The sequence below is a fragment of the Oerskovia sp. NPDC056781 genome, assembly GCF_042789955.1.
In the GTDB taxonomy this organism is placed as follows: Bacteria; Actinomycetota; Actinomycetes; order Actinomycetales; family Cellulomonadaceae; genus Oerskovia; species Oerskovia rustica.
The window spans coordinates 1-12,161 of sequence record NZ_JBHUAD010000120.1; the positions used below are offsets into that span (position 1 = coordinate 1).

The window sequence follows — 12,161 nt, forward strand, 5'->3', positions numbered from 1 at the left end:
GTCCGCGCTCGCGCGGACCGGGCCACCGCGCACCGGGACCCGGCGGGTCCCGTGCACTTGCACCACCCGGGGACGACGAGCAGGACCGCCCCCGGAACGTCCTGGGGCAGACCTCGGGAGCTCGGAACGACGAAGAACAGGTGGCGCTGCACATGGGCGACAACATCGAGACCACGACCCCGGCACGACGAGTTCTGCTGAAGCTCTCCGGCGAGACCTTCGGTGGTGGACAGATCGGCCTGGCGCCGGACGTCGTCCAGCGCGTCGCGGGCGAGATCGCGGAGGCCGTGCGTCAGGGCGTGCAGGTCGCGATCGTCGTGGGCGGCGGCAACTTCTTCCGTGGCGCCGAGCTGTCCCAGCGGGGCCTCGACCGTGCCCGCGCCGACTACATGGGCATGCTGGGCACGGTCATGAACTGCCTCGCGCTCCAGGACTTCCTCGAGCAGTCCGGCGTGGACACGCGCGTGCAGACCGCCATCACCATGGGCCAGGTCGCCGAGCCGTACATCCCGCTGCGCGCCATCCGCCACCTGGAGAAGGGCCGTGTCGTGATCTTCGGCGCCGGCGCCGGCATGCCGTACTTCTCGACCGACACCGTCTCCGTCCAGCGCGCCCTCGAGACGCACTGCCAGGAGGTCCTCATGGGCAAGAACGGCGTCGACGGGGTCTACTCCGCGGACCCGCGCACGAACCCGGACGCCGTCAAGCTCGACCACCTGACGTACACCGACGCGCTCGTCAACGACCTGGCCGTCATGGACGCCACGGCCCTGAGCCTGTGCCGCGACAACGACGTGACCATGCGGGTCTTCGGCATGGGCGAGCCGGGCAACGTGACCCGCGCGCTGCTGGGGGACAATATCGGGACACTGGTCACGACGAACTGACCGGACGACCGACGAACGACCCGGGCCGCACCGCGTCCCCGGGGGCGCCGCCTCGTGCGGCGCAGGACGGCTAGCCCAGCAACGCACGACGAAGGAGCACTGGTGATCGACGAGACCCTCCTCGAGGCCGAAGAGAAGATGGACAAGGCGATCGAGGTCGCCAAGGAGGACTTCGCGAACATTCGCACGGGACGTGCGAGCGGCGCGATGTTCAACAAGATCACGGTCGAGTACTACGGCGCTCCGACGCCCCTGCAGCAGCTCGCCTCGTTCAACACGCCCGAGGCCCGCACGATCGTGATCTCGCCCTTCGACAAGACCGCGCTGAGCGCGATCGAGAAGGCCATCCGTGACTCGGACCTCGGGGTGAACCCCAGCAACGACGGCAACATCATCCGTGTCGTGCTCCCCGTCCTGACCGAGGAGCGCCGCCGCGACTACGTGAAGCTCGCGAAGGGCAAGGCCGAGGACGCCCGCGTCTCGGTGCGCAACGTGCGCCGTCGTGCCAAGGAGCAGCTCGACCGTATCGTCAAGGACGGCGAGGCAGGGGAGGACGAGGGCACGCGCGCCGAGAAGGAGCTCGAGGCGCTCACCAAGAGCCACGTCGACACGATCGACGCGCTGCTCGCCGGCAAGGAGAGCGAGCTCCTCGAGGTCTGATGCAGAAGTCCGTACGCACCGATGACAAGTGATGCGGTCGCGTCCAGGCCCCGGCGCACGCCGAAGGCCGGGCGCGACCTGCCCAAGGCGATCTCCGTCGGGATCGGGCTCCTCGTGCTCGTGGGGGCCTCGTTGGCCTTCCGCCCCGAGCCGTTCGTGCTGCTGGCGACCGCTGCGGTCGGGGCGGCGCTGTGGGAGCTGAAGCAGGCCTTCCTCCGTCGTGACATCCACCTGCCGCTCCTGCCGCTCCTGGTCGGCGCGGCCGGGATCTTGATCTCGTCCTACTACTCGGGACCCGAGGCCCTCATGGTCTCGTTCGTCCTGACGGTGGCCGGCGTCGTGGTCTGGCGGGTCATCGACGGCTCGGGGACGGCGGCGGTGCGTGACGCCGCCGCGGGAACGTTCGCGACGGCCTACCTGCCGTTCATGGCGGGGTTCGTGATGATGATGCTGGCGAACCCGGACAACGGCCGGATCCAGGTCCTCCTGTTCATCTTGCTGGCCGTCTCGAACGACGTCGGGGGGTACGTGGCCGGGGTCCTGTTCGGGCGTCATCCGCTGGCGCCGTCGATCAGTCCCAAGAAGAGCTGGGAGGGGCTGGCGGGCTCGTTCGTCCTGGCGACCGCGATCGGCGTCCTGGGTGCCGTCTACGGGCTCGGCGTGAGCCCCGTCATCGGTGTCCTGCTCGGCATCATGGTGCCGCTCACGGCGACCGTGGGGGACCTGGCCGAGTCGATGATCAAGCGCGACCTAGAATTGAAGGACATGGGGTCGCTCCTGCCGGGGCACGGCGGCGTCCTCGACCGTCTGGACTCCATGCTCCTGACCGCTCCGTTCGTGTACCTGCTGCTCTCCGTCTCGCTCTGAGACGGGCCCGTGAGGGCGAGCGCAGGCGCGGACGCACGCGCGCGTGCCGATGTGTCGCTCGACGCACCGGCGTGCTCGCTCGAGTGCCCCGCGTCGTGCGTCGACGCGGGGCGCTGACCTGCTCCACCCGCTCCAACCTCTGGATCCTCCATGTCTGTTCGCCCGTCCGTCGAATCGAAGCCGCTGCCGCTCGTCATGTCGGCACCCCGCCGCGGGAAGCCTCCGCGCCACTTCGCCGACCTCTCCCCGGAGGAGCGCACGGCCGCGGTCGTCGAGCTGGGGGAGAAGCCGTTCCGCGCCAAGCAGCTCGCGACGCACTACTACGCGCACTTCACGAACGACGCGGAGGACATGACCGACCTCCCCCAGGCCACGCGGAACCTGCTCGTCGAGAACCTCATGCCGCCGCTGCTCACGCCCGCACGCGTCATGCAGGCCGACGGCGGGACGACCGTCAAGACGCTCTGGAAGCTCTTCGACGCAGCCAAGGTCGAGTCGGTGCTCATGCGCTACCCGAACCGTTCGACGCTGTGCGTCTCGAGCCAGGCGGGCTGCGGCATGGCCTGTCCGTTCTGCGCGACCGGCCAGCTGGGTCTGACGCGCAACCTGTCGACCGCGGAGATCGTCGAGCAGGTGCGCTCGGCCGCCAAGTCGCTCGCGGACGGCGACATCCCGGGCGGGCCCGCGCGCCTGAACAACCTGGTCTTCATGGGCATGGGCGAGCCCATGGCCAACTACAAGGCCGTCATGGGGACCATCCGCCAGCTCGTCGCGCCGGCCCCCGAGGGTCTGGGCATGTCGGCCCGCAACATCACCGTCTCGACCGTGGGCCTGGTGCCGGCCATGAACAAGCTCTCGGCCGAGGGCATCCCGGTCACGCTCGCGCTCTCGCTCCACGCGCCCGACGACGACCTGCGCAGCGAGCTCGTCCCGATCAACACCCGGTGGTCGGTCGACGAGACGCTCGACGCGGCACGCAACTACTTCGAGGTCACGGGTCGCCGTGTCAGCATCGAGTACGCGCTCATCAAGGACATGAACGACCACGCCTGGCGTGCGGACCTCCTCGGCGAGAAGCTCACGGCTCGCGGTTCGGGCTGGGTGCACGTGAACCCCATCCCGCTCAACCCGACCCCGGGCTCGATCTGGACGGCGAGCGAGCGCGAGGTGGAGGACGAGTTCGTGGCTCGCTTGCGTGGGCACGGGATTCCGACCACTATTCGTGACACACGCGGCAGCGACATCGATGGTGCGTGCGGGCAGCTGGCAGCTGAGGAGGAAGCGTGAGTGCGTTGTTCAGCACCGTCTCGAAGGTGCGCAACGGGTACGACCCGGAAGAGGTGGACGAGTTCTTCGACCACGCGCGTCAGGTCTACGAGGGCAGGAAGCCGGAGCGTCTGACCAGCACGGACATCCAGGTCTCGATGTTCGACCTGGTCCGCGGCGGGTACGACACCCATGAGGTCGACGCGGCCCTCGACCGCCTGGAGGGTGCGTTCATCGCCCGTCAGCGTGCCGAGTACGTCGCCGTCAACGGCCAGCAGGCGTGGATGAACGCGCTCGCCGAGCGGGCTCGCAGCCTGTACGGCCGCCTGGGGCGGCCGGACGGCGAGCGTTTCGCGCCGGCGGGGCGTGGCGAGTGGGGTTACGACATGGACGACGTCGACGACCTGTGCGACCGGCTCGTGGCGTACTTCGACCGCCAGGAGCCCATCACGGCCGCAGAGATCCGGAGCTCGACCTTCGCGCGTCGCCGCGGCAAGGACGGCTACGCGGAGGGCCCCGTGGACGCGTTCTTCGCCCGGGCCATCGAGGTGCTGCTCGGCGTCGAGTGACGCGGGGTACCACGGCTGCCCGACGGCGTCGCTCGCCTCGGGTGGTCCCGGTACCTGGGAGGATGTCCGCATGAGTGTGCGCAGCGTGACCCTTCTCGGGTCGACCGGTTCCATCGGCACCCAGGCGATCGACGTGATCTCGCGCCATCCCGACCGCTTCCGCGTGGACGCGATCTCGGCAGGTGGCGCCAACGCGGACCTGCTCGCGCGCCAGGCGATCGAGCTGGGTGTGGCGAGGGTAGGCGTCGCGGACCCGGCGCGGGCCGCGGAGGTCGAGGCCGCCCTGGCCGCGCAGGCTCCCCGTGCGGGCGCGCGGCCGGTCGAGGTCCTCGTCGGTCCGGACGCCGCGACCGATCTTGCGGGGGCCGGCTCCGACGTCGTGCTCAACGGCATCACGGGCTCGGTGGGGCTCGGCCCCACGCTCGCCGCGCTGGCCGCGGGCTCGACGCTCGCGCTGGCCAACAAGGAGTCGCTCGTCGTGGGCGGCGTGCTGGTCCAGGACGCGAGGCAGCGTCCGGACCAGATCGTCCCGGTCGACTCCGAGCACTCCGCGATCGCGCAGGCGCTGCGTTCGGGACGCCCCGAGGAGGTGCGCCGGCTGGTGCTGACGGCGTCGGGCGGGCCCTTCCGCGGATGGGCGCGCGACGACGTCAAGGCGGTGTCCCCGGAGCAGGCGCTGGCGCATCCGACGTGGGCCATGGGCCCCGTCGTGACGATCAACTCGGCGACGCTCATGAACAAGGGGCTCGAGCTGATCGAGGCGCACCTGCTGTTCGACGTGCCGACGCAGGACATCACGGTCGTGGTGCACCCGCAGTCGGTGGTGCACTCGATGGTCGAGTTCGTGGACGGCTCGACGATCGCCCAGGCCTCGCCGCCGGACATGCGGCTGCCCATCGCGCTCGGGCTGAGCTGGCCGGACCGGTTGGGCGAGGTGGCCGCGGGCTGTGACTGGTCGGGCGCGACCGCGTGGACGTTCGAGCCGCTCGACGAGGAGCTCTTCCCGGCCGTGGGCCTCGCGCGTGCGGCGGTGTCGGCGTCGGCCACGCACCCCGCGGTCTACAACGCGGCCAACGAGGAGTGCGTCGCGGCGTTCCTCGCGGGCCGGATCGGGTTCCTGGACATCGTCGAGACCGTGCAGCAGGTCCTGGGCGAGCACTCGGGAACCTCGCGCGCCGCGGTCACGTTGGACGACGTGACGGGCGCCGAGGGGTGGGCCCGGGCCAGGGCTCACGAGATCCTCGCCCGCCGCTGAGCCCCTGGCGCCCCGGGTCTCCACGGACCGGTCCGGGTCCGGACGGGACTCAGGCCGCCCGCAGGAACCGGCGGTAGGTTCGGACCCTCAGCACTGGTCTTCCTCGTCTTCTCGCAGCACCCCCGAACGGAGTACTCATGGCCGCGGTGATCGGCATCCTCGTCGTGCTGGTCGGCATCCTCGTGTCGATCGCCCTGCACGAGGTCGGGCACATGGTCCCGGCGAAGAAGTTCGGTGTCAGGGTCAGCCACTACTTCGTCGGCTTCGGCCCGACCCTCTGGTCACGGACCAAGGGGGAGACCGAGTACGGGCTCAAGGCGATCCCGCTCGGTGGCTACGTGCGCCTGGTGGGCATGTACCCGCCCGCTGCTCCCGGCGCCAAGCAGTCGAACGGCTTCTTCGGTCGCATGGTGCAGGACGCGCGGGAGATGAGCGCCGAGGAGATCCTGCCGGGTCAGGAGCCACGCGCGTTCTACAACCTCTCGGTGCCCAAGAAGGTCGTCGTGATGTTCGGCGGGCCGTTCATGAACCTCGTGATCGCGTTCGTGCTCATGACCGTGGTGCTGGTCGGTATCGGTTCGCCGCAGGCGACCACGACGGTCGCGACGGTGCCCGCGTGCGTTGCGCCGGCCTCGGCCCCGGCGGACTACGAGTGCACGGCGAGCGACCCTGCGACCCCTGCCGCCGAGGCGGGGATCGAGCCCGGAGACACGGTCGTGTCGTTCGACGGCGAGCCGGTCACGTCCTGGGACTCGCTGGTCGGCAAGATCACGGGTGCCGCGGGCCAGACGGTCCCGGTCGTGGTCGAGCGCGCGGGGGAGCAGGTCACGCTCGAGATCACCCCGACCGAGGTCGACCGTCCGGTCGTCGGTGACGACGGGCAGTACGTGACCGACGACGACGGCGAGCCGGTGCTCAAGCCCGCGGGCTACGTCGGGATCGCGCCGACCCAGGAGCGGGTCTCGGAGCCGCTGAGCGCGGTGCCGGAGGCCATCTGGGCGCAGGTCTCGGGCACGGCGGCGGTCATCGTCGAGCTGCCGGCCAAGCTGGTCGACGTGGTGCAGTCCACGGTCGGCGGCGAGGAGCGGGACCCGGCCTCGGTGATGGGCCCGGTGGGCGTGGGGCGGATCGCGGTGGACGTCGTGGGGGCGGACCAGGTCGACGTGGTCGACCGGGTGGCGATCATGCTGAGCCTCCTGGCCTCGCTCAACATCGCTCTGTTCGCGTTCAACCTCATCCCGTTGCCGCCGCTCGACGGCGGGCACATCGCGGGTGCGCTGTACGAGGGGGCCAAGCGGCAGGTCGCCAAGGTCCGCGGCCGCCCGCGCCCCGCGCACGCGGACGTCGCGAAGCTCGTCCCGCTCGGTCTGGCGATGTGGGTCGTCCTGCTCGGCATGGGCGTGCTGCTGATCTACGCGGACATCGCCAACCCGATCCGCCTCACCTGACCTGCGCCTCCGGTCCCGTGAAGATCTCGCGAAGAGTCGTGTGCGGAGCGGGGCGAGGAACGGCGTCGGGCGCGGGCGAGGGGTCGGACGGGGGATACTAGGTCCGTGAGCGTACCCATCAGCCTTGGCATGCCAGCAGCACCCCCGCCTGTCCTCGCACCACGCCGCAAGACCCGCAAGATCAAGGTCGGCAAGGTCGACGTCGGCGGTGACGCCCCCGTGAGCGTCCAGTCGATGACCACGACCCCGACCACGGACATCAACGCGACCCTCCAGCAGATCGCCGAGCTGACCGCGTCCGGCTGCGACATCGTGCGCGTCGCGGTGCCCAGCCAGGACGACGCGCTCGCGCTGCCGGCGATCGCGAAGAAGTCGCAGATCCCCGTCATCGCGGACATCCACTTCCAGCCGAAGTACGTGTTCGCGGCGATCGACGCGGGCTGTGCCGCGGTGCGCGTGAACCCGGGCAACATCCGCAAGTTCGACGACCAGGTCAAGGAGATCGCCCGCGCCGCCGCGGACGCGGGCACCTCGATCCGCATCGGCGTGAACGCGGGCTCCCTCGACCCTCGCCTGCTCGCGAAGTACGGCAAGGCCACCCCGGAGGCGCTCGTCGAGTCGGCCGTCTGGGAGGCGTCGCTGTTCGAGGAGCACGGCTTCCACGACTTCAAGATCTCGGTCAAGCACAACGACCCGGTCGTCATGGTGCGGGCCTACGAGCTGTTGTCCGAGCGCGGTGACTGGCCCCTGCACCTCGGCGTGACCGAGGCCGGTCCGGCGTTCCAGGGCACCATCAAGTCGGCGACCGCGTTCGGCGCGCTGCTGAGCAAGGGCATCGGCGACACCATCCGCGTGTCGCTGTCCGCCCCGCCGGTCGAGGAGGTCAAGGTCGGCATCCAGATCCTGCAGTCGCTCAACCTGCGCCCGCGCAAGCTGGAGATCGTCTCGTGCCCCTCGTGCGGTCGCGCCCAGGTGGACGTCTACACGCTGGCGGAGAAGGTCACGGCAGGCCTCGAGGGCATGGAGGTCCCGCTGCGCGTCGCCGTCATGGGCTGCGTCGTGAACGGGCCGGGTGAGGCTCGTGAGGCGGACCTCGGTGTCGCGTCGGGCAACGGCAAGGGGCAGATCTTCGTCAAGGGCGAGGTCGTCAAGACCGTGCCGGAGTCGATGATCGTCGAGACGCTCATCGAGGAGGCGATGCGTATCGCCGAGACCATGACGCCGGAGAACGACGCACAGGCCGGTCCGCCCGTCGTCACCGTCGGCTGAGTCAGCGGCAATGGCGCGCTGGCACCCTCCGGGGCCGTGGTCCCGGCCCCAGGCTGCCCGGGTCCTGGGGGACGCGGACGTCGCCGAGGCCCTGAGCGTGTGCGCGCTGGACCCGGTGGGGTCGGTGCTCGCGGCCTCGCGCATCGTGGAGGCGACCCGGCTCTCGCACAGCGGCGGACAGGTGTGGGGCTTCCCCGCGCAAGGACCGCTGGCGGCGATCTGCTGGGCAGGGGCCAACCTGGTGCCCGTCGTCCCGTCGCAGGGCGCGGACCACGCAGAGGCGCTCGACGCGTTCGCCGCGCTCGCACGCAGGTTCGGGCGCCGGGCGTCGTCGATCGTGGGTGAGCGCTCCGCCGCGCTGGGGCTGTGGGACAGGCTGGCCGAGCACTGGCCCGCGGCCCGGGACATCCGGGACGACCAGCCGTCGCTCATGATCGACCGTGCGCCGGACGTCGAGCCGGACCTGACGGTCCGCCGGTCGGTACCGGCCGAGCTGCCGCTGGTCCTGCCGGCGTGCGTGCGCATGTTCGTCGAGGAGGTCGGCTACTCGCCGGTCGCCGCGGGCGGCAACGCCTACGCGGACCGCGTGCGCGGGCTCATCACGTCGGGGCGCTCGTTCGTGCGGGTGGCCGGTGGTGCAGCGGCCGCCCCGCCCCCTGCCGGGACGGGGGTCCCTCTCGCGGGCGACCCCCTGGCCGGTCGTGCGCCGGAGCGAGTCGTGGTGTTCAAGGCCGAGCTCGGGGCGGTCACGCCCGAGGTCGCGCAGGTGCAGGGCGTGTGGGTCGACCCCCGGTTCCGGGGACGTCGCCTGTCCGAGTCCGGCATGGCCGCGGTCGTGGAGATCACGCGCCGTGAGATCGCACCGATCGTCTCGCTCTACGTCAACGCGTACAACGAGCGTGCGCTCGCGACGTACCGCCGCGTGGGGTTCGAGCAGGTCGGGACGTTCGCGACCGTCCTGTTCTGAGACCTACTTCAGGAGCTTCGACATGCGCCGGTCCGCGAGGACCTGGCCACCGGTCTGGCACGTGGCGCAGTACTGCAGGCTGCGGTCGGCGAACGACACCTCGCGCACGACGTCCCCGCACACCGGGCAGGCCTCGCCCGTGCGCCCGTGGACGCGCATCCCGCGTCGCTTGGCGTCCTTGAGCTCGGCCGCGGGTCTGCCCGACGACGTCGCGACGGCCTCGGTGAGCACGTCCCTGACCGCGTCGTGCAGATGGGCCACGTCGTCGGCGTCGAGGCTGCGGGTCAGGCGGAACGGGCTGGTCCGGGCCGCGTGCAGGATCTCGTCGGAGTAGGCGTTGCCGATCCCGGCGATCAGGTGCTGGTCGCGCAGGACCCCCTTGAGCTGTTGGTTGCGCGCGCCGAGCAGCTCGGCGAGACGTTCGCGCGTGAAGTCGGGGCCCAGCGGCTCGACGCCCAGCGTCGCGATCGCGGGCACCTCGTCGGGGTCGTGGACCAGGTGGACCGCGAGCCGCTTGCGCGTGCCGGCCTCGGTGAGGTCGAAGCCCGAGCCGTCGTCGAACCGGACCCGCAGCGCGAGCACGGCCCGCACGCCGCCACGGCTCGACGTGGGGCGTACGGGAGTCGTCGGTGCGTCCTCGGACCAGCGCAACCAGCCCGCCCGGGCGAGGTGGAAGACCAGGTGCAGGTCGCCGTCGGGCGTGCTGCTCGTGCTGCGCGCGCCGGCGCCGGCCTCCGGGCGGACCGCCAGGTCGAGCCACTTGCCGTGGCGCGCGGCCCCCGTGACCATGCCGCCCACCAGCGCGGACAGCGGGGGAGAGAACGTCTTGAGAGCCACTATCGAGGCCAGGTCCGCCGCCACGACGACATGACCGGTCGCACGCTCGTCGAGGAATCGGACGAGCGCCTCGACCTCGGGCAGCTCGGGCACGGTTCCATGGTGCCCGCTCGCGCGCCGGAGCGCACCGGAGGACGGGCGCAGGCGACGAACTCTGCGGGGGAGCGGCGCCCGCGACGGTAGGATCGGGCCCATGTCTTCAGCCTCCAGCCGGGTGGTCGGTCCCCCCGTCAAGCCCCTCAAGATGACCTCCCTATTCCTGCGGACGCTGCGCGAGGACCCGGTCGACGCCGAGGTCGCGAGCCACAAGCTCCTCGTGCGCGCCGGCTACATCCGTCGTGCCGCCCCCGGCATCTACACCTGGCTGCCGCTGGGCCTGCGCGTGCTCGCCAAGGTCGAGGCGATCGTGCGCGAGGAGATGGAGGACGCGGGCGGCCAGGAGGTCCACTTCCCGGCGCTGCTGCCGCGCGAGCCCTACGAGGCCACGGGCCGCTGGGACGAGTACGGCGCGAACCTGTTCCGCCTCACGGACCGCAAGGACGGCGACTACCTGCTGGCCCCCACGCACGAGGAGATGTTCACGCTCCTCGTCAAGGACATGTACTCGTCGTACAAGGAGCTGCCGCTCACGCTGTTCCAGATCCAGACGAAGTACCGCGACGAGGCACGCCCCCGTGCGGGCCTGATCCGTGGCCGCGAGTTCATCATGAAGGACGCGTACTCGTTCGACGTGACCGAGGAGGGGCTCGAGGCCTCGTACCAGAACCAGCGCGCCGCCTACCAGCGGATCTTCACGCGCCTGGGTCTCGAGTACGTGATCGTGGCCGCGACGTCCGGGGCCATGGGCGGCTCGCGCAGCGAGGAGTTCCTCAACCCGACCGCGATCGGCGAGGACACTTTCGTGCGCTCGCCCGGGGGTTACGCGGCCAACGTCGAGGCGGTCGTCACGCCGGCGCCGGACGCCCTGCCCTTCGACGACGCACCCGCGGCGCACGTCGAGGACACCCCCGACACCCCGACGATCGAGTCGCTCGTCGCGCTCGCCAACGCGCGCTTCCCCCGCCCCGACCGCGAGTGGACCGCGGCCGACACGCTCAAGAACGTGGTCCTGGCGCTCACGCACCCCGACGGCCGCCGCGAGGTGCTCGTCGTGGGCCTGCCCGGCGACCGCGAGGTCGACCTCAAGCGCCTCGAGGCGTCGGTCGAGCCCGCCGAGGTCGAGCCCGCGGGCGAGGCCGACTTCGCCGCGCACCCCGAGCTCGTCAAGGGCTACATCGGCCCCGAGGTGCTCGGCCCGCAGGGCCCTCAGGTGACCGTGCCGGCCGAGGGCAGGACGCCCGCCTCGTCGCACTCGGCCGTGCGCTACCTCCTGGACCCGCGCGTCGTCGAGGGCACCCGCTGGATCACGGGCGCGAACCAGCACGGCAAGCACGTGTTCGACCTGGTCGCCGGGCGTGACTTCACGGCCGACGGCACGATCGAGGCCGCCGAGGTCCGTGCGGGCGACCCCGCCCCCGACGGCTCGGGCCCGCTCGAGCTCGCGCGCGGTATCGAGATCGGCCACATCTTCGCCCTGGGACGCAAGTACGCGCAGGCCCTGGGCCTGACGGTCCTCGACGAGAACGGCAAGCAGGTCGTCGTGACCATGGGCTCGTACGGGATCGGCGTGACCCGTGCGCTCGCCGCGCTGGCCGAGGCGAACCACGACGAGGCGGGGCTCGCGTGGCCCGCGCACGTCGCCCCGATGCACGTCCAGGTCGTGGCCACGGGCAAGGACCAGGCGGTCTTCGAGGCCGCCGCGTCGCTCACGGCCGAGCTCTCGGCACGCGGCGTCGAGGTCCTGTACGACGACCGCCCCAAGGTCTCGCCCGGCGTGAAGTTCAAGGACGCCGAGCTCCTGGGCGCACCGCTCGTCGTGGTCGTGGGCCGCGGGCTCGCGGACGGCCTCGTCGAGGTGCGTCCGCGCCAGGGCGGCGAGGCCGTGCAGGTCCCTGTCGTCGACGTGGTCGACCTCGTGACCGACCAGGTCGCCGAGCTGCTCGCCTAGCGCGCGGCAGACAGGGACGGGCCGGGCCCGGGAGCGTCATCGACCCCGAGCTCGGGATCAACGTCGTCGACCTCGGCCTCGTCTACGGC

Annotated in this window: 11 protein-coding genes; 10 read left to right on the forward strand and 1 reads right to left on the reverse strand. The window is 71.3% G+C overall.

Annotated elements, in window-relative coordinates; translation table 11 throughout:
- Positions 1-152: 152 nt before the first annotated feature.
- From pyrH to ACFRCR_RS11600, 9 genes are all read left to right on the forward strand, one after another.
- Positions 153-887, forward strand: coding sequence for a UMP kinase (pyrH, locus tag ACFRCR_RS11560; RefSeq protein ID WP_191795681.1), 735 nt, complete (start codon positions 153-155; stop codon positions 885-887).
- A gap of 102 nt (positions 888-989) precedes the next feature.
- On the forward strand, positions 990-1,547 hold the full coding sequence (frr, locus tag ACFRCR_RS11565) for a ribosome recycling factor (protein ID WP_030150600.1): 558 nt from the start codon (positions 990-992) through the stop codon (positions 1,545-1,547).
- Positions 1,548-1,568: 21 nt separating this feature from the next.
- Positions 1,569-2,414 (forward strand): phosphatidate cytidylyltransferase, encoded by an 846-nt coding sequence (locus tag ACFRCR_RS11570; RefSeq protein WP_191795596.1) that lies wholly within the window; start codon positions 1,569-1,571, stop codon positions 2,412-2,414.
- Positions 2,415-2,564: 150 nt separating this feature from the next.
- Positions 2,565-3,701: a 23S rRNA (adenine(2503)-C(2))-methyltransferase RlmN gene (gene rlmN, locus ACFRCR_RS11575; protein WP_377677677.1), complete on the forward strand. Its 1,137-nt coding sequence runs from the start codon at positions 2,565-2,567 to the stop codon at positions 3,699-3,701.
- The gene (locus ACFRCR_RS11580) at positions 3,698-4,249 is read left to right on the forward strand and encodes a DivIVA domain-containing protein (protein WP_030150597.1); all 552 of its coding nucleotides are present in this window, start codon (positions 3,698-3,700) and stop codon (positions 4,247-4,249) included. Before rlmN ends, ACFRCR_RS11580 begins: the two co-directional genes overlap by 4 nt.
- Before the next feature lie 70 nt (positions 4,250-4,319).
- A complete protein-coding gene (dxr, locus tag ACFRCR_RS11585; RefSeq protein ID WP_377677679.1) occupies positions 4,320-5,504 on the forward strand; it encodes a 1-deoxy-D-xylulose-5-phosphate reductoisomerase in 1,185 nt (394 codons plus the stop codon).
- Positions 5,505-5,641: 137 nt separating this feature from the next.
- On the forward strand, positions 5,642-6,952 hold the full coding sequence (locus tag ACFRCR_RS11590) for a M50 family metallopeptidase (protein ID WP_377677680.1): 1,311 nt from the start codon (positions 5,642-5,644) through the stop codon (positions 6,950-6,952).
- Positions 6,953-7,081: 129 nt separating this feature from the next.
- Positions 7,082-8,221, forward strand: a complete 1,140-nt coding sequence (gene ispG / locus ACFRCR_RS11595; protein ID WP_191795599.1) for a flavodoxin-dependent (E)-4-hydroxy-3-methylbut-2-enyl-diphosphate synthase — start codon at positions 7,082-7,084, stop codon at positions 8,219-8,221.
- Between the two features lie 10 nt (positions 8,222-8,231).
- Positions 8,232-9,188 (forward strand): GNAT family N-acetyltransferase, encoded by a 957-nt coding sequence (locus tag ACFRCR_RS11600; RefSeq protein WP_377677682.1) that lies wholly within the window; start codon positions 8,232-8,234, stop codon positions 9,186-9,188.
- Positions 9,189-9,191: 3 nt separating this feature from the next.
- Here ACFRCR_RS11600 and ACFRCR_RS11605 read toward each other — a convergent pair whose 3' ends face one another.
- Complete coding sequence (locus ACFRCR_RS11605; RefSeq protein WP_377677684.1) at positions 9,192-10,118, reverse strand: Fpg/Nei family DNA glycosylase; 927 nt, start codon at positions 10,116-10,118, stop codon at positions 9,192-9,194.
- A gap of 100 nt (positions 10,119-10,218) precedes the next feature.
- Here ACFRCR_RS11605 and ACFRCR_RS11610 point away from each other — a divergent pair, with 100 nt between their 5' ends.
- On the forward strand, positions 10,219-12,072 hold the full coding sequence (locus ACFRCR_RS11610) for a proline--tRNA ligase (RefSeq protein ID WP_377677686.1): 1,854 nt from the start codon (positions 10,219-10,221) through the stop codon (positions 12,070-12,072).
- The last annotated feature ends 89 nt before the right edge of the window (positions 12,073-12,161 follow it).